Genomic DNA, 22,745 nt, shown 5'->3' with positions numbered 1-22,745 from the left:
CCTAACCGGCGGTGAGGGTCTGGGTGCCGAGCACGGTGACCAGCGCGAGGCGTTCGGCGTCTTCGGTGCCGGGTTCGGCGGTGTAGAGCATGATGCGCTGGTCGCTGCCGGCCACGGTGAGGGTGTCGCAGTCCAGCGTCACCGGGCCCACCTGCGGGTGGTCGACGATCTTCCGGGCGGTCTCGTGGTGGCCGACCGCGCCGGAGTCCCACAGTTCGCCGAACCGGTCGCTGTTCGCGCGCAGCTCGGCGACCAGCCGGCGCAGCCCGCGATCCGCGGGGTACTGCCCGGCGGCGGCCCGCAGGTCGGCGACCAGCATGGCTTCCATCACACGCTGGGACTCCGGCGTGTGCCGGACCCGGGTGCCCGGGCCGAGCAGGTTGCGCCACACCGCGTTCCGTCCGGGCCCGCGCGGTTCGCCCATCAGCGCCGTGTGCGCCGGGTTGGCAACCAGGAGCGTCCAAGCCGCGTCGAACACCGCGGCCGGGGTTCCGGTCAGCCGGTCCATCAGGCGCCGGACGCTCGGTGTGAGGTACGCGGGCACCGTGTCCGGGCCGGGCGGGGTCAGCCCGGCGAGGTGGAAGAGGTGCGCCCGCTCGGTCCGGGACAGCCGCAGGGCCCTCGCCAGGGTTTCGATGATCTGCGCCGAGGGGTGGGACGCGCGGCCCTGTTCGAGGCGGGTGACGTAGTCGGCGGAGATCCCGGCCAGCATGGCCAGTTCTTCACGGCGCAACCCGGCCGCGCGCCGGTGCCCGCCGGCCGGCAGCCCGGCGGACTCCGGTGAGACGCGGTCCCGCCAGCGTCGCACCGCCTGCCCGAATTCCGCGTTCGCCATGCCGTCCAGTGTGCGCCGGCACCGCCGGATCTGCCTGGTACCAGTAGTCCCAGGAAGACCCGACGACTGGTAGCCCGGCTCGCCGCGACCGAACCTGGGGTCGTTCCCATCAGCTACCTCGTGGAGTTCTCATGGCACTCACCGAATCCCCGGTCTGGTTCATCACCGGCTGTTCCACCGGCCTCGGCCGCGCACTCGCCACCCACGTCCTCGACCGCGGCTGGCGCGCGGCGGTCACCGCCCGCGACCCGCGGACGGTTGCGGACCTCGTCGCCCGGCACGGTGACCGGGCGGTGGCGCTGCCCCTCGACGTGACGGCCCCTTCGCAGATCGCCGCCGCGGTCAAGCACGCCGAAGAAGCCTTCGGCCGGATCGACGTCCTGGTCAACAACGCCGGCTACGGCTACCTGGCCGCTCTTGAAGAAGGTGACGACGCCGAGGTCCGCGCGCTGTTCAACACCAACGTGTTCGGGCTCGTCGAGGTGACCAAGGCCGTGCTCCCCGGCATGCGCGCCCGGCGTGCGGGACACGTGGTCAACATCTCGTCGCTCGGCGGGCTGGCCGGGTTCGGGGCCACCGGGTACTACCACGCGACCAAGTTCGCCGTGGAGGGGTTGTCGGAGTCTCTGGCCGCCGAGGTCGCGCCGCTGGGCATCGGAGTGACCATTGTGGAGCCCGGCGCCTTCCGCACCAACTGGTCCGGCCCGTCGATGCAGCAGTCCGCGATCCACCTCGAGGACTACGCGGAGACGGCGGGCAAGCGCCGCGAGGCCACGCTGGCCACGTACGGCAGCCAACCGGGCGACCCGGCCCGCGCGGCGGCGGCCGTCGTCACCGTGCTCGAGGCCGACGAACCCCCGCTGCGACTGCTGCTCGGCACCGCGGCGTTGAAGATCGCCCGAGGCAAGCTCGACGCTCTTGAGCGCGACTTCAGTCGCTGGGAGGAGCTCAGCAAGAGCACGGAGTTGGCCTGACGTTGCCGACCAATTCCGCCGACACGGTCCAGAGCCGGTCGGCGAGGGCAGGATCGAGCGCCCATTGCTTCACACCGTGCGGGTGATCGGCGAGGTCGGCGTGGTCGGGCACGGTGTAGGCCTCCTGGCAGTCGTCGAGGTAGTGACCGCCCGTCCGGGCGAACTGCGGGGCGACGGCGGCGACCATCGTGGTCGCGGCTCCCTGCTCGACGGTCTTGTACGTGAAGACCCCGGCGGCTTCGGCCGCGGCGAGGGATTCCTTCTGCCGTGCGGTGAAGTTCCGCTGCAGTCCGGTTGCGACTCCGCCGGGGTTCACGGCGTTCGCGTAGATGCCGTCGGCGTGCCACCGCTCGGTGGCCGCGACCGCGAACAGCGAGTTCGCGGTTTTCGACTGGGCGTAAGCGATCTGGGGGTCGTAGTCCCGGTGTTCGAAGTGCAGGTCGGCAAAATCGACGCCGGCGCGCATGTGGGCCGTCGAGCTGACCGAGACGATCCGGGCCTCACCGCGGTCCGCGGCTCCACGGGCGAGCGCGCCGTGCAGGCCGGTGGCGAGCGCGAAGTGCCCGAGGTGGTTCGTCGCGAACTGCAGCTCCCACCCCTCCGCCGTGCGGGCGAGTCCTCCGGTGACAACTCCGGCATTGGCGACGAGGACGTGCAGTGGACCGTCCCACGCGTCGACAAATCGCCGGACGCTTGCCTGGTCGGCCAGGTCGAGGTGCACAACCCGGGAGCCCGTGATGGCGGCCGCGGCGGCCGTGTTTCGGACGGCGAGGGTCACCTCGGCGCCGGCGGCGGCCAGCGCGCGGGCCGTTTCGGCGCCGATGCCCGAGGAAGCCCCGGTCACGAGGGCGTGGACGCCGGCGAGATCCACGCCGTCGAGCACGTCATCGGCGGTGCTAGCGGCCGAGAAAGGGGTGGTGATGAGCTCCGGTGTGGTCATCTCGCGACTATACGTACTAAGCGAAACTTGTAAAGTAAGTCTAGCGGCCGTAGGATTTCGGCATGGCCGGATCAGCCCCGTCGAACGCCCGTGACACCGTCCGCCGTGACGCGGTGCTCGAGTCGGCGCTGCTCACCTTCGCCCGCCACGGCTACCGGAAGACCGCCATGGAGGAGGTCGCGCGGACGGCCCGGATCTCGCGGCCGGGCCTGTACTTCCTGTTCGAGTCGAAGGAGGCGCTGTTCCGGGCCGCGGTCACGCGGGCGCTGGAGCGGGACCTGGCCGCGGCCGAACAGCTCCTCGCGGACACCGGCAGGCCGCTGCGCCGGCGGCTGGTGGCCGCGTTCGACCAGTGGGCCGGCCGTTACGTCGGCGCGTTGAGCCGGGACGTCGTGGGTGTCATCAACCAGAACCCGGACCTGCTCGGTCCGATCGTCGAGACCGCCCCGAGGCACTTCGAGGAGCTGGTCACGGACGCGATCGCCGAAGCGTCCGGACGGGCTTCGGCACTCCGCGTCGCGCAGACGTTGATCAGCACGTCCATCGGGCTGAAGCACCAGGTGGACACGCGGGAGAAGTACCTCGCCCGCCTCACCGTCGCGGTCGATCTCCTCGTCGGCTGACGATCACTTTGCCGCGTCAGGGTTTTTGCGGTGACTGGCGTTGAAGCGCGCCTTCTTCTGACGGTTCCCGCACGTGTTCATGTCACACCACTTGCGGGTGCGGCTTTGGCTGGTGTCGAAGAAGGCGGCCCGGCAGGTCGGTGACGCGCACAGGGCCAGCTTTCCGTCCCGTTCGCCGGCGATGATGCCGATCGCGTCGGCGGCGATCACGCTGAGGGCGTCTTCCACGCAGGAAGCCGAGCTGAGCTGCCATCGCCGTGCACCCTCGGGTGTCAGGACGGCCGCGGGGTGGCCCTGAGCGCTGCGGTCGTTGATGACTTGGACGGCAGCCGCGGGGAGAGCTTCCTGGACCGCGGCCGCTGTTGCGGCGGCGTGAATCGCTTCGCGCAGTTCCCGGGCGAGTTCGAGCTGGGTGGTGGTGCAGGAGTCCACGGCGAGGCCGTTCACCGCCAGCCAGTCGGCGAGCCGGTGCGGTGTGGGGATCCGCTCCACAGCGTCACCATGACGCTCCGACAGTGTCCCCGTGAAGCTGGTCGCCAGCACGGTGCCGAGGCGAAAGTCAGGGAACGGACCACGCATGGAACCAGCTTAGCAGGTTGCCTTATGACGCAGAGTCATGTTAGAACCGTCTTAGCCGGTTCAACGATGGCCTGGAGGTTCTCATGTCCCGTCCGACCAGCGACGTACAACCCTTCGAAGCCCGCACGCCCGACGCCGAGCTCGACGATCTGCGGGCGCGGCTGGCCGCGGCGCGGCTACCGGAGGCCGAGACGGTCCATCCCGCCGCGCCGGGTCCTGGCCGATGGGGACAAGGTGTTCCGCTCGCCGACCTCGTAGATGTGGTGGAGTACTGGCGCACCGGGTACGACTGGCGGTCGTTCGAAGCGCACCTCGACCGGATCGGCCAGTTCCGCACGACCGTCGACGAGCTGGGAATCCACTTCCTGCACCGCCGATCCGCGCGCGCGGACGCCACTCCGCTGATCATGACGCACGGCTGGCCGGGCAGCATCGCCGAGTTCGTCGACGTGGTGGACGAGCTGGCGGATCCGGAAGACGCCGACGCACCGGCGTTCCACGTTGTGGTCCCGTCGTTGCCGGGCTTCGGTTACAGCGACAAGCCGGCCACCACCGGGTGGGGCACCGAGAAGATCGCGGCCGCCTGGGTGGAGCTGATGGGAAGGCTCGGCTACAACAGGTTTGTTGCCCACGGCGGCGACTGGGGAGGCAACATCACCACGGTCCTCGGCGGCCGGTTCCCGGAGCACGTCCTCGGCATCCACACCACGTTCGCGGAGGGACTGCCCGGGCAGACCACGGACGGGCTGACGGCGACCGAGCGCCGGTGGGCCGAGGAGACCCACCATTTCTGGCGCCACCGCGCGGCGTACGCGAAGCAGCAGGCGACCCGGCCGCAGACCATCGGCTACTCGCTCGTCGACTCACCGATCGGGCTGCTCGCCTGGATCCTCGACAAGTTCGCCGAGTGGTCGGACACCGAAGACAGCCCGTTCGAGACGATTTCCCGGGACCGCATTCTCGACGACGTCACCCTGTATTGGCTGACGCGGACCGGCGCGTCGGCGGCTCGCATCTACTACGAAAGCCACAATTCGCTCGACCCCGAACTCCGCGTCGACGTCCCGTCGGCGATCACGATGTATCCCCGCGACATCGAGAAGTACCCGCGCGCCTGGGCGCAGGAGCGGTACCGGCAGATCGTCCGGTGGCGGTCACCCGAAGCCGGGGGACATTTCCCGTCGCTGGAGGTGCCCGGGTATTTCGTCCAAGATCTGCGAGAGGGCCTTGCGGCGGTGCTGGCCGCCCACCGGTGAACGCCGGAGGTCAGCCTTTCGCCGTCGTCTCGCTCGCGCAGGGTGCCGCCGACGCGCCGGCGGCGCCGTCGATGTTGTCCTCGACCCAGCTGCGCAGCATCCGCAGCGGCACGGCCGCGCTGTGCCCGAGTTCGGTGAGCGAGTACTCGACGTGCAACGGCACCGCGGGGTAGACCGTGCGGTCGACGAGCCCGTACTCCTGCAGGCGCCGCAGGCTCTGGGTCAGCACCTTCGGGCTGACTCCCTGCAGGTGCCGCTGCAGTTCGCCGAACCGCTGCGGGCCGTCTTCGAGTGCGCCGATGGCCAGGGCGGACCACTTGTTCGCCAGCAGGTCCAGCATCGCCCGGCACGGGCACTGCGCGGCGTAGACGTCGTGGTCGGAGTGCTGCCCGGTCAGGCACACGGTGGTCATGGCAAGCCTCTCACCTGGATACTTCCCGTTGGGAAGTTCTAGTCCTTGCGGGTAACTATATCCCTGGCGATACGTTCGCCGGGTCCAGGAAAAGATCACATCCAGGGAGAGAACCCGTGTCCGACGCCTCGATGCGCGCCGTTGTCCAGCACACCTTCGGCGGTCCCGACGTCCTTTCGGTGCAGCAAATGCCCCGCCCCGAACCGCTGCCGACCGAGGTCCGGGTGAAGGTGCACGCGGCCGGCATCAACCCGGTGGACTGGAAGACCCGGGCCGGCGACGGCATGGCGGGCGTGCTCGGCGAGCCGCCGTTCGTCCTGGGCTGGGACGTCTCCGGTGTGGTGGAGAAGGTCGGCTTCGGTGTCACGACGCTGCGGGAGGGCGACGAGGTTTACGGCATGCCGTGGTTCCCGCGGGCCGCCGGGGGTTACGCCGAGTACGTCACCGCGCCGGCGCGCCAGTTCGCCCGCAAGCCGTCGAGCGTCAGCCACGAGCAGGCCGCGGCGGTGCCGCTCGCAGCCCTCACCGCGTGGCAGGCCCTGGTGGACACCGCGCACGTCCAGCCCGGGCAGCGTGTGCTGATCCACGCGGCCGCCGGGGGTGTCGGGCACCTGGCGGTCCAGTTAGCCAAGCACCTCGGCGCCCACGTTCTCGGCACGGCCCGAGCCGGCCGCCACGAATGGCTCACCAAGCTCGGCGCGGACGAGCTCATCGACTACACCGCCGTCCGGTTCGAGGATGTGGCCTCGGACGTCGACGTGGTGCTCGACCTGGTCGGCGACACCCACGACAACACCAGCACGCGGTCGCTGGACGTCCTGCGTCCCGGTGGGCTCCTTGTCGCGGTTCCGGCGGGTGTGTCGCCGGAGCTGGCCGCCGCGGCCGAGGCGAAGGGCAAGCGGGTGAGCCCGTTCCTGGTCGAGCCGGACGGGCCCGCGCTGACCACCATCGGCGCCTTGATCGACGCGGGGGAGGTGGCGGTGGAGGTTGAGGAGGTGTTCCCGCTCGAGCAGGTCGCCGAGGCGCACCGCCGCGGGGAATCGAACCGCACCCGCGGCAAGCTCGTCCTGCGCGTCGCTTCCTGAGCCTCGGCGGGGTCGGCTCCCCGAACCCGTGCGGATGACCGGCGTTCGTCGGTGTGCGGGGTGGCCTCCACGGTCGAGGATGGGGACACCGGCAGCCGACGAGGAAAGAGGCCACGCGTGGAAGACCTGGAGGGCACCGAAACCCAGCAGAAGGTCGCGGAGTTCCTGCGCGCGGTGCACGAGCCCGCGTTCGGGCGGCCGCACTCGATCCGCGAGCCGCACGTGACCCGGGCCGGGGACCGGGCCGTGGTCACCGGATCCGTGTTCGACGAGTTGTCCGGGGTGGCCCGGACGGCGGTGTACACGGCGGAGGGCGGCGAGTTCCGGGCCGTGGTCACCGGGCCGGGGTCGTCGCGGTGCGGCCGGTTCTCACCGGACGGCGGGACGCTCGCGTTCCTGTCCGACCGGCGCAAGGCGGGAGTTTTCCAGTTGTACCTGCTCGACGTCGGCGGGTTCGGGGAGGCGCGGCCGGCGCCCGAAGTGCCGGGGACGGTCGAGTACCTCCACTGGTCCCCGGACGGGAGCAAGGTGCTGCTCGGCGTGGCCGGGCTCGGCGCGGACCTCTCCGGCGGCCAGGGCTCGGGCACCAACGTCCGGCAGAGCGAGGAGAAGCCGTCGTGGTACCCGAAACTCGACGACGGGACGCAGGACGGCGGGTGGCGGAGCCTGTGGGTCTGCACCGTCGCGACCGGCGAGCCGGCGCAGGTTTCGCCGGCCGGGACGAACTGCTGGGAAGCCGGCTGGTGCGGGCCGGACCAGGTCGTGGCGATCGCGTCGGACGCGCCCGGCGAGGACGAGTGGTACACCGCCCACCTGAGCCTGATCGACCTCGAGGGTGGCGCGCGCAAGCTGCTCGGCAGCGACGTGCAGCTGGCGCTGCCGGCCGGCTCCCCGGACGGCGCGCAGGTGGCGGTGGTCGAAGCCGTGTGCAGTGATCGCGGGCTCGTCGCCGGCGACCTCCTGCTCGTCGACCCGGCGACCGGCGCCGTGCGGCGGATCGACACGCGGGGCACCGACGTCACCGATGTGGCGTGGGTCGACGCGGACCGCCTCGGCTACGTCGGGATGCGCCGGCTCGATTCGGTAGCCGGGGTGGTCGAGGTCGCCGACGCCGGGCTCGACGAGCTGTTTTCGCTCAGCCGGTCCTGCTCCGGTGGCGGGTTCCTGCCCCAGGGCGCGTTCACCGGGGACGGCCGCGTCCTGACCGTGCAGGACTCCTATGAGCTGGCGCCGGAGCTGGTGCTGAGCGGATCACGCGAGGCGCGGACACTCGCGTCGGTGGCCCACCCGGGGACGGAGTTCCTGCGCTCGGTCGCCGGCCGCGCCGAGGTCGTGACCTGGACGGCGCCCGACGGGCTCGAGATCGACGGGATCCTGTGCCGCCCGGCCGGGGACGGCCCGTTCCCGCTGGTCGTGAGCATCCACGGCGGCCCGATCTGGGCCTACCAGGACAGCTGGTCGATGCGGTACGCCTGGGTGCCGCTGCTGGTGGACCGGGGTTACGCCGTGCTGAGCCCGAACCCCCGCGGCAGCTCCGGCCGTGGACAGGAGTTCGCCGCGCGCGTGGTCGGGGACATGGGTGGCGCCGACACCCACGACTACCTCTCCGGGATCGACGCCCTGGTCGAGCGGGGCCTGGTGGACGGTTCGCGGGTCGGGCTGATCGGCGGCAGTTACGGCGGGTTCATGTCGTCGTGGCTGGTCACCCAGGACCCGCGGTTCGCGGCCGCGGTGCCGGTTTCGCCGGTGACCGACTGGTACAGCCAGAGCTTCACGAGCAACATCGCCGGGTGGGGCAACCGCTTCCTCGCCGCCGATCCCGAGCAGCCGGGCACCAACGCCCACACGCGCAGCCCCGTGCTGCACGCGAGCAAGGCGCGGACCCCGTGCCTGAACATCGCGGGCGCGCGGGACAACTGCACCCCGCCCGGCCAGGCCCAGGAGTTCCACCAGGCGCTGCTCGCGCACGGCGTCCCGTCGGTGCTGGCGATCTACCCCGAGGAGGGGCACGGGGTCCGCGCTTTCCCGGCCCAGCTGGATTTCCTCACGCGGGTGGTGCAGTGGTTCGAGAGGCATATGCCGGCGTCGTGACACCGGCGACCCGCAACGGCGCGTCCGTGGCCGCGCGGACCTCGTCCTCGGACACGCCGGGTGCGGTCTCGACCAGGACCAGGCCGTCGGCCGTCACGTCGATGACGGCGAGGTCGGTGATGATCCGGTTCACGACGCCGAGCCCGGTGTAGGGCAAGGTGTTCTCGCGCAGGATCTTCGGGGAACCGTCCTTTGTGGTGTGTTCCATCAGGACGATGACCCGGCGGGCGCCGTAGACGAGGTCCATCGCGCCGCCCATGCCCTTGACCATCTTGCCCGGCACGGCCCAGTTGGAGAGGTCGCCGCGTTCGGAGACCTGCATCGCGCCCAGGACGGCGACGTCGAGGTGCCCGCCGCGGATGATGCCGAAGGAGAGCGCGGAGTCGAAGAACGACGCACCCGGGCGCACGGTCACGGTTTCCTTGCCCGCGTTGATCAGATCCGGGTCGATCGCGTCGGGCGCCGGGTACGGGCCGGTGCCGAGGATGCCGTTTTCGCTGTGCAGCACCACCTGCACGTCCTCGGGGAGGAAACTCGGGATCAGCGTCGGCAGGCCGATGCCGAGGTTGACGTACTCGCCGTCACGCAGTTCGGCGGCCGCGCGCGCGGCCATCTGGGCACGGGTGAGGCTCATCGGCCGACCTCCGTCACTGTCGTCTTTTCGATGCGCTTTTCGAGATCGGGGGCGTGCACCACACGCTGGACGAACACGCCGGGCAGGTGCACCTGGGCGGGATCGATTTCGCCCGGTTCGACCAGCTCCTGGACCTCGGCGACGGTGATCCGGCCCGCCATCGCGCACAGCGGGTTGAAGTTCTGCGCGGACTTCTCGAACACGAGGTTGCCGTGCCGGTCGCCCTTGGCGGCGGCGACCAGCGCGAAGTCCGTGACGATCGCTTCTTCGAGGACGTGCGTGACGCCGCCGAACTCCCGGGTTTCCTTGGGCGGCGACGCAACGGCGACCGAGCCGTCGGCCGCGTACCGCCACGGCAGGCCGCCGTCGGCGATCTGGCTGCCCACGCCCGCCGGGGTGAAGAACGCGGGGATGCCGCACCCGCCGGCGCGCAGGCGCTCGGCGAGCGTGCCCTGCGGGCAGAGCTCGACCTCGAGCTCACCGCCGAGGTACTGGCGGGCGAACTCCTTGTTCTCCCCGACGTAGGAGCCGGTGACGCGGCTGATCCGCCGGTCGCCCAGCAGGATCCCGAGCCCCCAGTCGTCGACGCCGCAGTTGTTCGACACCACCCGCAGGTCGCTGACGCCCAGCTTGTACAGGGTTTCGATCAAGGTGGTCGGGATGCCGCAGAGACCGAACCCGCCGACCGCGAGCGACGCGCCCTCGGTGATGCCGGTCAGTGCCTGTTCGGCGGTGACAACTTTGTCCATGCCTCTTCTCCTCAGGAAACGCGGTCAGCCGGCGAGTGCGGTGACGGTGCGGGACGGGCTGGGGCGGCCGAGGTGCTCGGCCAGCCAGGTGCTGGTGTCGACCAGCTTCCGCAGGTCGACACCGGTCTCGATGCCGAGACCGTGCAGCTGCCAGAGCAGGTCCTCGGTGGCGAGGTTGCCGGTGGCGCTGCCGGCGAACGGGCAGCCGCCCAGGCCGCCGGCGGAGGCGTCGACGAGCGTGACGCCCTTGCGGATCGCGGTCAGGGTGTTGGCCAGCGCCTGGCCGTAGGTGTCGTGGAAGTGCACGGCGATCGAGTCGACCGGGATGCCGGATGCGATCAAGGTGTCGAGCACGGCCGAGACCCGGCCGGGCGTGGCGACGCCGATGGTGTCGCCGAGGCTGAGCTCGGTGCACCCCAGCGCGCGCATGCGCGTGGCCACGTCCAGGACGCGCAGGACGGGAACCTCGCCCTCCCAAGGATCGCCGAAGCACATCGACAGGTAGCCGCGCACGCCGATCCCGGCTTCCCGGGCCCGGGCGACCACCGGGGCGAACATCTCGAGGGACTCGTCGACCGTGCGGTTGAGGTTCCGCTGCGAGAAGGTCTCGGTGACGCTGCCGAACACCGCGATGTCGCGGACGCCGAGGTCGAGGGCGCGCTCGAGGCCACGCAGGTTCGGCACCAGCACGGGGTAGCGCACACCCGGCGCGACGGTGATCGCGCGGAGCAGCTCGTCGGCGTCGGCGAGCTGCGGCACCCACTTCGGGTGCACAAAACTCGTCGTCTCCACAACCGTGTGGCCCGCGTCGACCAAGCGCTCGACGAACTCGGCCTTGACCGCGACGGGCAGCACCGCGGACTCGTTCTGCAGGCCGTCACGGGGACCGACCTCGCAGAGGGTCACCCGGGGCGGCAGCGGGACGCCGTCGAAGGGTGTGACACCGAAGTCCAAGACCCGCTCCTGTCGTCTGTTCAGTGAACGCCGTCGCAGTGAACGGCGGACCGCGACAATCCGTCAACCACCTGCCGGTTCTGCGGCCGGAAGTTCTCGGCAGGCGAGCAATCGCGACCCAGGCGTTCACTGAGTGAACGTACGATCGGAGCCATGGCTGCTCCTCCTCCGAACGTGATCGGCCGGATCGCCGCGGTCCTCCGCGCGTTGTCGGCCGCCCAGCGTGACGGCGCGTCGACCTCCGAGATCGCGCGGGCGAGCGCGCTGGCCCGCCCGACCACCCACCGGCTGCTCGTGGCGCTGGCCGACGAGGGGTACGTGGACCGGGACCACCGGACCGGGCAGTGGTACCTCGGACCGGAGCTGTACCTGCTCGGCGGGGTCGCCGCGAACCGCTACGACGTCACGCGGCACGCCCGCGCCAGCGTGCACCGCCTCGCCGCCGCGACCGGCGAGAGCGCGTTCTTCTCCGCCCGGCGCGGTGAGGAAACGGTGTGCCTGCTGCGCGAGGACGGCGCGTTCCCGATCCGCTCGTTCGTGCTCTTCGAAGGCGCCCGGTTCCCGCTCGGGGTCGTCTCCGCCGGCCAGGTTGTGCTGGCCCTGCTGCCGGACCGCGAAATCGACGACTACCTGAGCCGGACGGACCTCACGGTCCGCTGGGGCGCGCAGCACCGGGCGGACGCCGTCCGCGAGCGGATCGCCCGCACCCGCGAGCTCGGTTACGCCGTCAATCCGGGGCTTGTTGTCGAAGGCAGCTGGGGGATGGCCGCCGCCGTGTTCGACCAGGCCGGCGAACCCGCCTGGGCCCTGACCCTGACCGGGGTCGAGTCCCGCTTCCGCGACGACCGTCGTCCCGAGCTCGGCGCCCTCCTGCTCGAAGAGGCCCACCGGCTGACCAAGACTCTGCAAGCGTGAGCCTGTTAGTATCTCAACTCTGAATAGTGAGATACTATGGAGGCGAAATGGAGCGGCTTCCGGCGCTGGCCCTGACCGAGCGCGCGCGAGAGTGGTCCGTCGTCCCGATGCCGGGCGTTCCTGCGTTGCCCATGCCGGAGCACGTGCTGGAAGCGGTTCGCGAGGCCGCCGCCCGAGTGCTGCCCCGGCAGACGCGGGGCTGGCCCGAGCTGCGCGGTGTTGTGGCGAACCACCTGCGGCAGGAGTTCGGCCTGGACGTCGACCCGGAGCACGAGCTGCTGGTGACCCACGGCGCGCAGCACGGGATGAGCGTTGTCTTGCGCGCGCTGCTCTCGCCGGGTGACGAGGTCGTCGTGCCCGCGCCGACCTACTTCTTCGACGGCATGGTGCGGATGGCCGGTGCCCGGCCGGTGTACGTCCCGAGCCGGCCGGAGCGGGGGTGGGCCACCGACCTGGATGCCGTCCGGGCGGCGGTGACCCCAGCTACCCGGGCGATCCTGTTGTGCAACCCCAACAACCCGACCGGGCACACGCCGACGCGGCAGGAGCTGTCGGAGATCCTCTCGCTGGCTGCCGAACACGGATTGGTGGTGCTGTCCGACGAGTCCTACGCCCGATATGTCCACAGTGGACCCGGCTACACGCCGCAGCAGTCCCTGCGAGAGGTGTGGCCCGAGCTGGTGACGGTGACCAGCCTCAGCAAGAACTATGCGTTCACCCAATGGCGGGTCGGGTACGTGCACGCGCCGCGGGAGCTCCTGGACCGGGTGCACCGGGCGTTCGAATGGGACGCGATCAACGTCGGTGACGTCCCGCAGGCGGCGGCCTGCGCCGTCATCACCGGGCCGCAGGACTGGCTCGACGTGGTCTACTCGACCTTCCGGCGCCGCCGTGACCTGCTCGCCGATGCGGTCGAGGCCGCGGGACTGCCCGTCGTGCGGCCGGACTCCGGGATCTTCCTCTTCCCCGACTTCACCGCCCTCGGCTTGCGTGGTCGGGAGCTCGAGGACGCGTTGCTGCGGCACGGGATCCCGGGGATCGCCGGAGACGCGTTCCACGGCCCGTCCTGGCACGCGCGCCTGCTCTACGGCGGCGCCGAGGCCGATCTCGCGGAGCTCGGGAACCGCCTCGCCGTGCTGGTCAAGGAGCTGGGCGGTTAGCGGCCTGGCAGAGCGCCCCAAGGCCACATTGGTTGCGTCAGACGCACCCGAGGCCGCCTTCGGTGCTCCATCCATGCCCCCGCCACCACCCTCAGCGGAGGCGCTTCGCGCCGCAGCACCTATTTCAACGCAACCAAGGCCGCCTTGGGGCGGAACCGTCAGTGGGCGAGCGACGTCAGGGCATGCCGATCTCGGCGTGGATGATCGAGCGGCTCGCGGCCAGCGCGCCGACGATCTCCCGCCGGGCGGACGCGGTCCGCCGCTGCATGGCTTCGCGGGCGGCGTCCGGGTTGCGCGCGGCGATGGCGTCCACGATCGCCTGGCGCTCGCGGATCCTCTCCGGCGGCATCGACGGATCCAGCTTGATGCTCAGCCGGATGATCCGCTCGATCTCGTCGAGCACCCCGACCGAGGCCGCGGCCAGGCGGTGGTTGCCGCCGCCGTTGGCGATGATCGACTCGAACTCGTAGTTGGCCCGGAACCGCTCCTCGAACCGCGGGCCGCCCAGCTGGTCCTCGTCGGTGTCGACGGCCAGTTCGGCCAGCCGCGCGCCGTCCGATTCGGGCAGTCCGCGTTCGGCGCACAGGGCCGCCGCCTGCGACTGCAGCAGGGAACGCATGTCGCACAGGTCGGTCGCGTCGCCGAGGGTCACCGTCGAAACCACGTAGCCGGCCCGGGGCAGCGGGCGGACCAGGCCGTCGCGGTGCAGCCGGGCTAGCGCCTCGCGGACGGGCGTCTTGCTCAGCTCGTAGACCTTCGCGACCTCCAGCTCGGTGAAGCTCGCGCCGGGCGGCCGGACCAGCTCGATGATCTCGCGCTTCAGCCGCCGGTAGGCGCTCTCCATCAGGCTGCTCACCGGCGGGTGCTCGCGGATCAGGTCGGGCTCGTAACGCAACGGTGGCTCCCTCAGGGGCGGTCTGGTCCTGGAACGGTACACCTGACGTGCCGCCCTGGTCGTACGTGTCGAGAGTAAAAATATCTCAAGTACGTCTTGCTAATATCTTAACGGGTTCCTACTGTGCCATCCAGACGTTGGACACGGCGAAGGAGACCTCGTGGTTCCCAGTTCCGGTTGGCGCGTCGGCGCCGACATCGGCGGCACGTTCACCGACGTGATCGCCCTCGGCCCGGCCGGCGAAGTGGTGCCGATGAAGGTCCTGTCGACCCCGCCCGACTACGGGACGGGCGTCGTCACCGCCACGACCGCCGTGCTCGACGCCGCCGGGGCCGCTCCGGCCGACGTGGCCGCGATGCTCCACGGCACCACCGTGGCGACCAACACGATCCTCGAGATGGCCGGCGCCCGCACCGCGGTAGTCACCACGCAGGGTTTCCGGGACGTGCTGGAGCTGGGCCGGTTGCGCCGGCCGGTGCTGTACGACCTGTCCTGGACCAAGCCGGTTCCGCTCGCCGCGCGCCGGCACCGCCACGAGCTGGCCCAGCGCATCACCGCGGACGGCCGGCTGACCCCGCCCGCCGACGAAGCCGACGTCCGGGCCCTGGCCGTGCGGTTGCGGGCCGACGGGATCGAAGCCGTCGCGGTCTGCCTGCTCAACTCCTACGTCCGCCCAGACGAGGAGCGGCGCGTCGCCGAGCTGCTGCGGGCGGAGCTGCCCGGCGTGTACGTGACCGCGTCGGTGGACATTTCCCCGCAGCCGCAGGAGTTCGAGCGCACCAGCACCGCGACCGTCAACGCCTACGTCGGTCCCGTCGTCCACGGTTACCTCACCCGCCTCGAAGCCGGGCTGCGGACCGCGGGCGTGCACGCGCCGCTGCTGGTCATGCAGTCGAGCGGCGGGCTGCTCGACGCGGATTCGGTGGCACACCGGCCGGTGCAGATCATCGAGTCCGGCCCGGCCGCCGGGGTCACCGCCGTCCGGCAGCTCGCCCGCCTGCTGGAGCTGCCGTCCGTGGTCGCCTTCGACATGGGCGGAACTACCGCGAAGGCGTCGCTGATCGAGCACGGAGAGCCGTTCGTGTCGGCGGACTACGAAGTCGGCGGCGGGATGAACGCCGCGCGGGGGCTGGGTTCCGGCGCCGGTTACCCGGTGCGGACGCCGTCGATCGACATCGCCGAGGTCGGCTCCGGCGGCGGCAGTGTCATCACCGTCGACCAGGCCGGCGCGCTGCACGTCGGCCCGGCCAGCGCCGGGTCGCGCCCCGGCCCCGCGTGTTACGGCCAGGGCGGCGAGCTGCCGACCCTGACGGACGCCAACGTGACGCTCGGCTACCTCAGTCCCGACGCGCTTGCCGGCGGCCGCGTGGCGATCCATCCCGACCTGGCCGCCAAAGCCCTGTCCCCGGTGGCCGACCAGCTCGGGCGCGACGTCCCCGACACCGCACGCGGCGCTTACGAAGTCGCGGTGTCGAGCATGACGACCGCCGTCAAGGCCGTCACCAGCGAGCGGGGTCGCGACCCGCGTGAGGCCACCATGGTCGCCTTCGGCGGCGCGGGACCGCTCTACGCAGCTGCACTGGCCAAGGAACTGGGCATCACCACGGTGCTGGTGCCCGCCCACCCCGGCCTGTTCAGCAGCCTCGGCCTCCTCGTCGCCGACACCGAGCTGAACGAAGTCGCGCCCCACCACCCGGATCCGGCCGCGGAGTTCGAGCGGCTGACCGCGAAGGTGACCGCCGAACTGGGCGGAGACGCCGTCGTCGAACGCCTGCTGGACATGCGTTACCGCGGCCAGCGCTTCGAGCTGCGGATCCGGCTCGACAACGGCGAACTGACCGAAGCGCTGCTCGCGGCGGCACGAGCGCGGTTCCACGCCGAGCACGAGCGCACCTACGGCCGCGCAGGCGGCGACGAGCTCGTCGAGATCGTCAACCTCCGCGTGCGCGGCACGGTGCCCAGCCCGGTGTCCCTCGAGGACGTACTGCGGCTGCCGCCGGCCCCCGGCCGGGCACCGGTGACCCGCGAATGCCGTTTCGGCGAACCGATTCCCACCCCGGTCGTCGCGCGCTCGGCCGTCGGGGCCGAGCCCGTCGACGGGCCGCTGGTCATCGAGGACATGGACGCCACCACGCTCGTGCCGCCGGGTGCCCGCGTGCACCGCGACCGCTTCCACACCCTCGTCATCACCTGGAGTGCCGCATGATCCGCGACGCCGTCACCTTCGAGGTCTTCCGCAACGCCGTCACCGGGGTCGCCGACGAGATGGCGATCACGATCCTGCGCACCGCGCACTCGCAGATCGTCGCGTCCAGTATGGACTTCTCCACCGCGCTGTGCGACGGCCGCGGCCGGGTCATCGCCCAGGCCAACACCTGCCCGGTGCACCTCGGGTCCATTCCGGACGCCATGGCGGCGTTCCTCGCCGAGTTCGGCGACGGGATCGCCGAGGGCGACGTCTACCTGCTCAACGATCCCTCCCGCGGCGGGATGCACCTGCCGGACATCTTCGCGGCCGCCCCGGTGTTCGCCGGGCCGGACCTGCTGGGTTTCGCCGTCACCGTGGTCAACCACGCCGACGTCGGCGGCTGGGTCGCCGGGTCCATGGCCGTCCAGTCGACGAGCATCTTCGCCGAGGGTGTGCAGATCCCGCCGTCCCGCCTGGTCGACGCGGGCAAGCTGAACGAACCCTTCCTGAACCTGGTGCTGCGCAACGTCCGCGAGCCGGAACTGCTGCGCGGAGACCTCGAATCCCAGCTCGCCGCGTGCCACGCCGGGGGAGAAGGCCTGCGCGCGCTCGCCACCCGGTACGGCGCCGCCGGCCTGGCGGAACTCAACGACGAACTGCTCGGCTATTCCGAGACGCTGCTGCGTGCCGCGCTCGCCGACGCGGTTCCCGGAAGCTACGCGTTCACCGACCACATCGACGACGACGGCCTCGGCTCGGGCCCGATCCCGTTCCACGTCGCAGTTACGCTGTCCGGCACCGGGATCGAACTGGACTTCACTGGGTCCTCGCCGCAGGTGGCCTCCGCCCTCAACGCCACCGCGTCGTTCACGCGGTCGGCGTCCTACGCGGCGGTCCAGGGTGCGCTCGCCCGCGACATCCCGGCCAACAGCGGGTTCTACCGGCCGTTCACGTTCGTCATCCCCGAAGCCTCGATCCTCGACGGCCGCCGCCCCGCCGCCCGCGGCGCCCGGGGACTCGTGGCCTACCGCATCATCGACGCCGTGCTCGGCGCCCTCGCCCCGGTGTTCCCCACCCGGGTGCCCGCCGCGGGTGACGGCGGGCCCGACTCCGTCGCGATCGGCGTGACCGGCGCCGACGGCGGTTCGGTGGTGCTCTGGGACATCCTGTGCGGCGCCTGGGGTGCCCGGCCCGACCGCGACGGCGTCGACGGGATCAGCCCGCTCGGCGCCAACCTCGCCAACACCCCGGTCGAGGAGCTGGAACGGTCCGGGCACGTCCGCATCGACGGTTACGGCTACCTCCCCGACACCGGCGGCGCCGGCCGGTTCCGCGGTGGCCTGAGCACCTTCCGGGACATGACGATCCTCGCGCCCGAAGCGAGCGTGCAGATCCGGTCCGACCGCCGCAAGTTCCTGCCCTACGGACTCGACGGCGGCGCGCCCGGCACGCCGTCGCTGAACCTGCTCGACCCCGGCGAACCCGGTGAGCGCGTCCTCGATTCCAAGCCCCACCTCGTACTGACGGCGGGCAGCCGGCACCGGCACGTGACCGCCGGCGGCGGCGGCCACGGCGACCCGTTCACCCGTGAACCGCGGCGAGTCCTCGACGACGTCACCGAAGGCAAGGTGACCCGCGAGGGCGCGGCCCGGGACTACGGCGTCGTCGTCACCGCCGACGGCACGCTCGACCACCCCGCCACGGCCGCCTTGCGCGGAACAGCCGGCTGACGCATCGTTCGATCGTCCGGAAAGGACACCGCATGGACTCCGCTCTCGGCACCACACCGGCCACCGTGACCGGCCGGACCTGGCGCAAGGTCGGCACCCGGATCATCCCGCTGATCGGCGTCGCCTACGTGATGAGCTACGTCGACCGCGCCAACCTCGGGTACGTCGCCGCGCCGATGTCGCGCGACCTGCACCTCGACAGCGGGCAGGTCGGCCTGGCCGCGGGCCTGTTCTTCATCGGTTACATCATCGTCGAGGTGCCGAGCAACCTCGCGCTGCGCCGGTTCGGGGCCCGGAAGTGGATCACCCGGATCATGCTGACGTGGGGGCTGGTCACCGGCTTGACGGCGACCGTCGACTCCGCGGCGGCGCTCTACATCGCGCGGCTCGCGCTCGGGTTCGCCGAAGCGGGCCTGGCCGCCGGGATCCTGCTGTACCTGACGTACTGGTTCCCCCGACGGCAGCGGTCCTGGGCGCTGACCGGGTTCTTCCTGATGATCCCGGTGTCCTCGATCGTCGGCTCCCCGCTGGCCGCGGCTCTGCTCACCTGGGGCCAAAACCTGTTCGGGATCGCCGGCTGGCGCTCGCTGTTCCTCGTCGAGGGCGTGGTGACGATCCTCATCGGGATCCTGATCTTCGTGTTCCTGCCCGACCGGCCGGCCGACGCGCGCTGGCTCGACGACGCGGAGAAGTCCACAGTGGAGCGGACGCTCGCCGCGGAGGCCGAGGAACAACGCGGCCACGGCGCACTGACTGGGCTTCGCCAAGCGCTGACCAGCGGCCGGGTCTGGGCGCTCGCGGTGGCCTTCTTCGCCGTCGTGTTCGGCCTCTACCCGCTCGCGTTCTTCCTGCCCACGATGATCACCACGATCACGCACAGCATCGGCGGCGCCGCCGACGTCGGCAGCGTGCTGCTGTCCGGGATCCCGTACCTCGTCGCCGCGCTGGCCATGCTCGCCTGGGTCCGCGTCGCCGGCCGCCGGACGGCGGTGTTCGCCACCGGCGTCCCGATGGCGGTCGGCGCCGCCGGGCTGCTGCTGGCCACCTTCGCCGGCAACGGGCCGGTGTTCATCCTGGCGGTCTGCCTGAGCGTGGCCGGGATCTACACCGCGATGCCGCAGTTCTGGCGGATCCCGGCGATCGGGCTGACCGGCACCGCGGCGGCGTCCGGCATCGCGCTGATCAACTCCGTCAGCAATCTCAGCGGGTTCGTCGGCCCGTACTTCACCGGCGCGATCAAGACCGCCACCGGCAGTTTCACCTACGCGCTCCTGGCGATCGCGGTGATCATGGTGGCCGGGCTCGTCGTCCTGGTGACGGTCGGCCGCCGCGTGGAGCGTCTTGATGGGAAGCTGACCTCATGACCACCGCACTCGTCGTCGGCGACCTGCAGCGAGGCATCACCGGGAACTACGGGTTCGCGCGCCAGGTTTTGCCGCCGCTGGAGGAGTTGCTGCCGCGCGTCCGCGCCACCGGAGCGCTGGTGGTGCACATCCACACCGCGTTCCGCGTCAACCGCGCCGACCTGCCACCCGGCAACGCCCTGTTCGCCTCCTTCCACGAAGCGGGGGACACGTTCCACGAGGGCTCGCCCGGCATCAAGCTCGACCTGCCGGTGCACAGCGAGGACGTTGTCGTGCGCAAACGCCGGACGAGCGCGTTCGTGGGAACGGACCTGGATCTGGTGCTCCGGGCACGCGGTGTGGACACGGTGGTCCTCGCCGGTGTGGCCACGAGCGCGATGGTCGCCGCGACGGCCTACGACGCGGCCGACCGCGGTTACCGGGTCACCGTGCTCGCCGACGCCTGCGCCGACGGCGACCCGGCCGTCCACGAGTTCTTCCTGGAGAAGGTCTTTCCCGGCCGGGGATTCGAGGTCAGGCGCTGCGCCGACTGGCGGTGAGCGGTGGCCCGGTCGTCAGCGGCGGGCCTGGATCTTCAGGTCACCGCGGGTCTGGACCCGGATGTGGTCGCTCGCGAGCATGGCGTGCGGGAAGCCGAGGTCGATCGCGCTGACCTCGTCCAAGCGCGCCAGCTGAGCGGCGGTGAGCTCGACTTCCAGCGCGCCGAGGTTCTCCTCCAGCTGCCCGGCCGTCCGAGCCCCGATGACCGGCGCCGTCACGCCGGGGTTCTGCAGCGTCCAGGCGAGCCCCACCTGAGCCGGCGTGCGGCCCAGCTCGTCGGCCACCTCCTTGACCACGTCCACGATGGCGAGGTTGCGCTCGGTCACTCCGCCGAGGGCGACGTTGAAACTCTTGCGAGCGCTTTCGCCCTGGCCGGACGGCGGCGTGATCAGGTCCTGGCGGCTGTACTTGCCGGTGAGCACGCCGCCCGCCAGCGGTGACCACAGAACCGTGCCCAGTCCGAGCTCCTGTGCCATCGGGATCAGGTCGCGTTCCCCGGTGCGCTCCACCAGGTTGTACTCCAGCTGCAGTGCCACCAGCGGCGACCAGCCGCGCAGGTCGGCGATCGTCTGCAGACGGGCGATCTGCCAGGCCGGGGTGTTGGAGATGGCCACGTAGAGGACTTTGCCCTGCCGGACCAGGTCGTCGAGACCGCGAAGGATCTCTTCCACGGAGGTCGTGGGGTCCCACACATGCAGGTAGAGCAGGTCGAGGTAGTCGGTGTTCAGCTGCCGCAGGCTGGTTTCGACCGCGCCGAAGAGGCTTTTCCGGCTCGCGCCACCGGAGTTGGGGTCGTCGGGGAGGCGCAGGGTGGTGTACTTGGTGGCCAGGACCAGGCTGTCCCGCCGGTCCCGGGCGAACTCACCGAGCATCCGTTCCGACGTGCCGTTGGTGTAGGTGACCGCCGTGTCGATGAAGTTCCCGCCACGGTCGACGTAGAGGTCGAACAACTTTCGCGCCTCGTCCTGCTCCGCGCCCCAGCCCCAGTCGTTGCCGAAGGTGGCCGCCCCGAGCGCGAGCGGCGAGACCCGCAGGCCGGACCGGCCCAGCCGGCGGTAGGTGTCGAGGGTGAGTGACATCGGTTCTCCTGTGGTTGCGGTTCGAGTGTGCGGCCCGCTCCGGATAAGTGGGGGAGTCTCCGCTTTCGTCACGGTACACTAAACGGAGACGTCCCCGATTCGACCCGGCACCCCGATTGCGAAGGTCATGACACCGCCACGGAGCACCCTGCGCGCCGACGCCCAGCGCAATCGTGAGCACCTGATCACCACGGCCGCCGAAGCGTTCGCCTCCGGGCGGCCGATCTCGCTGGACGCGATCGCCAAACGCGCGGGAGTGGGCAGCGCCACCCTCTACCGGCACTTCCCCACCCGGGAGGACCTGGTCGAAGAGGTCTACCGCGACCAGATCCGCCCGCTGCGCGACGACGCGCAAGTCCTGCTGGCCACCGAGCGGCCCGCGCAAGCTCTTCATGCCTGGATGCGCCGCTTCGCCGAGTGGGCTGGTGAACGGCGTGGCATCTGCGAAGCCCTGGTCGCGATGAGCGCTTCCGGACGCTTCGGCACCGGACCGGTCTGCGACGAGGTCCAGCAGATCCTGGAGATGGTGCTCGAGGCCGGCGCCGAAGCGGGAGAACTGCGCAGTGACATCAACCCGGTCGACGTCGGCGGCATCCTCGCCGGCGTGCTCTCGGTGGCCGGCGCCCCCGAGCAGCGCGCCCAGCTCGACCGGATGCTCACCGTTGTCGTCGACGGGCTGCGGCCGCACTGAGAACGTCGGAGCGAACGCTACATAGCGTCAGCCACAGTGCGCACGGCGAGCTGCTGCGTGTAACCGTCGCAGAGGGCCACGAACGCTTCGGCGATGCGTTCCGCTTCCGCCGCGTGTCGCCTGACGCAGCCGGGTCACACGGTGAAGGCGACCGTCGCCGCGAGGTCCTTCTGGGCTTCGAGGGCGGTGAGGCGTTCGCTCAGTGCCGTGTGGACGGCGTGGTAAGTGTCGGACCCGAGGGCGAGGCGCAAGGGCGGGTTCGGGTCGCGGGTGGTCCGGTAGACGACGGCGGCCAGCTTCGCCGGATCGCCGGTCAGGACGTCGTCGCTGATCGCTTCGAGCCTGCGCCGGGTCCGGCCGACGGCGTTGTCCCGGTAGGCGGCCGTTTCCTCGGTGTACCGCAGGGCTGACGCAAAGCCGGTCCGGGTGCCGCCGGGCTCGACGATGGTGACGTGGATGCCGAAATCGGCGACTTCCCGGCCGACGCTTTCACTGAAGCCTTCGAGTCCCCACTTGCCCGCGTGGTAGGCGCTGTGCGTGGGGATGGCGACCTGGCCGCCCATGCTGGAGATCTGGATGATCCGGCCGCCGCCCTGCTCACGCATCGACGGCAGGAACGCCCGCGTGATCAGCATCGGGGCGAGCAGCAGCACCTCGACCTGGTCCCGCACCTGCTCGACGGTCATCTCCTCGGCGGCGCCCACCACCGCGTACCCGGCGTTGTTGACCACGATGTCCACCGGGCCGGACCGCAGTGTCCGGTCGACCACGGCGGTCACCGAGGCCGGCTGGGTGAGGTCCAGCGTTTCCACGGTCAGCCGGTCGCCGTGGGCCGCGGCCAGGTCGTCCAGCGCCGTCCGGTCGCGGGCGGTGGCGGTGACGCGGTCGCCGTGCCGCAGCGCCTGCTCGGCGATGTGGTGGCCCAGCCCGCCGGACGCGCCGGTGATGAACCAGTGGCGCACTGGCTTGTCCGGAACGGACATGTGAGTCTCCCGTCGTAGGATGCTAACCGGAATGAGTTCCGCTAACGACTCTAAGCGGAACTCATTCC

The 22,745-nt window shown here is 71.0% G+C and carries 22 protein-coding genes; 12 read left to right on the top strand and 10 right to left on the bottom strand.

The window, feature by feature from the left end; genetic code table 11:
* Position 1 precedes the first annotated feature (1 nt).
* Positions 2-835 (bottom strand): helix-turn-helix transcriptional regulator, encoded by an 834-nt coding sequence (locus ACIA5G_RS19740; protein WP_395925079.1) that lies wholly within the window; start codon positions 833-835, stop codon positions 2-4.
* 131 nt (positions 836-966) lie between these two features.
* On the opposite strand from ACIA5G_RS19740, the gene ACIA5G_RS19735 reads away from it, so the two are divergent.
* Positions 967-1,809: an oxidoreductase gene (locus ACIA5G_RS19735; protein ID WP_395925077.1), complete on the top strand. Its 843-nt coding sequence runs from the start codon at positions 967-969 to the stop codon at positions 1,807-1,809.
* On the opposite strand, the gene ACIA5G_RS19730 is transcribed toward ACIA5G_RS19735, so the two are convergent.
* Positions 1,784-2,749, bottom strand: a complete 966-nt coding sequence (locus ACIA5G_RS19730) for an SDR family NAD(P)-dependent oxidoreductase (protein WP_395925075.1) — start codon at positions 2,747-2,749, stop codon at positions 1,784-1,786. The two genes, ACIA5G_RS19735 and ACIA5G_RS19730, sit on opposite strands and share 26 nt — an antisense overlap.
* A gap of 62 nt (positions 2,750-2,811) precedes the next feature.
* On the opposite strand from ACIA5G_RS19730, the gene ACIA5G_RS19725 reads away from it, so the two are divergent.
* A complete protein-coding gene (locus ACIA5G_RS19725; protein ID WP_395925073.1) occupies positions 2,812-3,372 on the top strand; it encodes a TetR/AcrR family transcriptional regulator in 561 nt (186 codons plus the stop codon).
* A gap of 3 nt (positions 3,373-3,375) precedes the next feature.
* On the opposite strand, the gene ACIA5G_RS19720 is transcribed toward ACIA5G_RS19725, so the two are convergent.
* Positions 3,376-3,951, bottom strand: coding sequence for a CGNR zinc finger domain-containing protein (locus tag ACIA5G_RS19720; RefSeq protein ID WP_395925071.1), 576 nt, complete (start codon positions 3,949-3,951; stop codon positions 3,376-3,378).
* 83 nt (positions 3,952-4,034) lie between these two features.
* Here ACIA5G_RS19720 and ACIA5G_RS19715 point away from each other — a divergent pair, with 83 nt between their 5' ends.
* Positions 4,035-5,207: an epoxide hydrolase family protein gene (locus ACIA5G_RS19715; RefSeq protein ID WP_395925069.1), complete on the top strand. Its 1,173-nt coding sequence runs from the start codon at positions 4,035-4,037 to the stop codon at positions 5,205-5,207.
* Positions 5,208-5,217: 10 nt separating this feature from the next.
* Here ACIA5G_RS19715 and ACIA5G_RS19710 read toward each other — a convergent pair whose 3' ends face one another.
* Complete coding sequence (locus tag ACIA5G_RS19710; RefSeq protein ID WP_395925067.1) at positions 5,218-5,619, bottom strand: winged helix-turn-helix transcriptional regulator; 402 nt, start codon at positions 5,617-5,619, stop codon at positions 5,218-5,220.
* Positions 5,620-5,750: 131 nt separating this feature from the next.
* On the opposite strand from ACIA5G_RS19710, the gene ACIA5G_RS19705 reads away from it, so the two are divergent.
* Together ACIA5G_RS19705 and ACIA5G_RS19700 are read left to right on the top strand one after the other, a co-directional pair.
* Complete coding sequence (locus ACIA5G_RS19705; protein ID WP_395926452.1) at positions 5,751-6,704, top strand: NADP-dependent oxidoreductase; 954 nt, start codon at positions 5,751-5,753, stop codon at positions 6,702-6,704.
* A 117-nt stretch (positions 6,705-6,821) separates the two neighbouring features.
* Positions 6,822-8,795 carry a prolyl oligopeptidase family serine peptidase gene (locus ACIA5G_RS19700; protein WP_395925065.1) on the top strand — a complete coding sequence of 658 codons (1,974 nt, stop codon included), beginning with the start codon at positions 6,822-6,824 and terminating at the stop codon, positions 8,793-8,795.
* Here ACIA5G_RS19700 and ACIA5G_RS19695 read toward each other — a convergent pair.
* From ACIA5G_RS19695 to ACIA5G_RS19685, 3 genes are read right to left on the bottom strand one after another with little or no spacing between them, the layout of a single operon-like run.
* Positions 8,749-9,429 carry a 3-oxoacid CoA-transferase subunit B gene (locus ACIA5G_RS19695; RefSeq protein ID WP_395925063.1) on the bottom strand — a complete coding sequence of 227 codons (681 nt, stop codon included), beginning with the start codon at positions 9,427-9,429 and terminating at the stop codon, positions 8,749-8,751. The genes ACIA5G_RS19700 and ACIA5G_RS19695 overlap by 47 nt on opposite strands.
* On the bottom strand, positions 9,426-10,178 hold the full coding sequence (locus ACIA5G_RS19690) for a CoA transferase subunit A (RefSeq protein ID WP_395925061.1): 753 nt from the start codon (positions 10,176-10,178) through the stop codon (positions 9,426-9,428). The genes ACIA5G_RS19695 and ACIA5G_RS19690 overlap by 4 nt, the downstream gene beginning before the upstream one ends.
* A gap of 24 nt (positions 10,179-10,202) precedes the next feature.
* Complete coding sequence (locus ACIA5G_RS19685; protein WP_395925059.1) at positions 10,203-11,132, bottom strand: hydroxymethylglutaryl-CoA lyase; 930 nt, start codon at positions 11,130-11,132, stop codon at positions 10,203-10,205.
* A gap of 153 nt (positions 11,133-11,285) precedes the next feature.
* On the opposite strand from ACIA5G_RS19685, the gene ACIA5G_RS19680 reads away from it, so the two are divergent.
* A complete protein-coding gene (locus ACIA5G_RS19680; RefSeq protein WP_395925057.1) occupies positions 11,286-12,047 on the top strand; it encodes an IclR family transcriptional regulator in 762 nt (253 codons plus the stop codon).
* Between the two features lie 47 nt (positions 12,048-12,094).
* A complete protein-coding gene (locus tag ACIA5G_RS19675; RefSeq protein WP_395925055.1) occupies positions 12,095-13,207 on the top strand; it encodes a pyridoxal phosphate-dependent aminotransferase in 1,113 nt (370 codons plus the stop codon).
* Positions 13,208-13,382: 175 nt separating this feature from the next.
* Here ACIA5G_RS19675 and ACIA5G_RS19670 read toward each other — a convergent pair whose 3' ends face one another.
* Complete coding sequence (locus ACIA5G_RS19670) at positions 13,383-14,102, bottom strand: GntR family transcriptional regulator (protein ID WP_395925053.1); 720 nt, start codon at positions 14,100-14,102, stop codon at positions 13,383-13,385.
* Between the two features lie 160 nt (positions 14,103-14,262).
* Between ACIA5G_RS19670 and ACIA5G_RS19665 the strand changes: the two genes are divergently transcribed.
* Genes ACIA5G_RS19665 through ACIA5G_RS19650 form a run of 4 tightly spaced genes read left to right on the top strand, consistent with a single transcriptional unit; the run spans position 14,263 to position 19,923 of the window.
* Positions 14,263-16,308: a hydantoinase/oxoprolinase family protein gene (locus ACIA5G_RS19665; RefSeq protein WP_395925051.1), complete on the top strand. Its 2,046-nt coding sequence runs from the start codon at positions 14,263-14,265 to the stop codon at positions 16,306-16,308.
* Positions 16,305-18,020 (top strand): hydantoinase B/oxoprolinase family protein, encoded by a 1,716-nt coding sequence (locus ACIA5G_RS19660; protein WP_395925049.1) that lies wholly within the window; start codon positions 16,305-16,307, stop codon positions 18,018-18,020. Before ACIA5G_RS19665 ends, ACIA5G_RS19660 begins: the two co-directional genes overlap by 4 nt.
* A 32-nt stretch (positions 18,021-18,052) precedes the next feature.
* Positions 18,053-19,384, top strand: a complete 1,332-nt coding sequence (locus ACIA5G_RS19655; RefSeq protein WP_395925047.1) for an MFS transporter — start codon at positions 18,053-18,055, stop codon at positions 19,382-19,384.
* Positions 19,381-19,923: a cysteine hydrolase family protein gene (locus tag ACIA5G_RS19650; RefSeq protein WP_395925045.1), complete on the top strand. Its 543-nt coding sequence runs from the start codon at positions 19,381-19,383 to the stop codon at positions 19,921-19,923. Before ACIA5G_RS19655 ends, ACIA5G_RS19650 begins: the two co-directional genes overlap by 4 nt.
* A 15-nt stretch (positions 19,924-19,938) precedes the next feature.
* On the opposite strand, the gene ACIA5G_RS19645 is transcribed toward ACIA5G_RS19650, so the two are convergent.
* A complete protein-coding gene (locus ACIA5G_RS19645) occupies positions 19,939-21,003 on the bottom strand; it encodes an aldo/keto reductase (RefSeq protein WP_395925043.1) in 1,065 nt (354 codons plus the stop codon).
* 127 nt (positions 21,004-21,130) lie between these two features.
* On the opposite strand from ACIA5G_RS19645, the gene ACIA5G_RS19640 reads away from it, so the two are divergent.
* On the top strand, positions 21,131-21,694 hold the full coding sequence (locus ACIA5G_RS19640; protein ID WP_395925041.1) for a TetR/AcrR family transcriptional regulator: 564 nt from the start codon (positions 21,131-21,133) through the stop codon (positions 21,692-21,694).
* 134 nt (positions 21,695-21,828) lie between these two features.
* On the opposite strand, the gene ACIA5G_RS19635 is transcribed toward ACIA5G_RS19640, so the two are convergent.
* A complete protein-coding gene (locus ACIA5G_RS19635) occupies positions 21,829-22,677 on the bottom strand; it encodes an SDR family oxidoreductase (RefSeq protein ID WP_395925039.1) in 849 nt (282 codons plus the stop codon).
* Positions 22,678-22,745 lie beyond the last annotated feature (68 nt).

Source organism: Amycolatopsis sp. NPDC051758 (assembly GCF_044453095.1).
Lineage (GTDB): Bacteria > Actinomycetota > Actinomycetes > Mycobacteriales > Pseudonocardiaceae > Amycolatopsis.
Note: the sequence above shows the minus strand (reverse complement) of the source record. Positions and strands in the feature narration are given on the sequence as shown.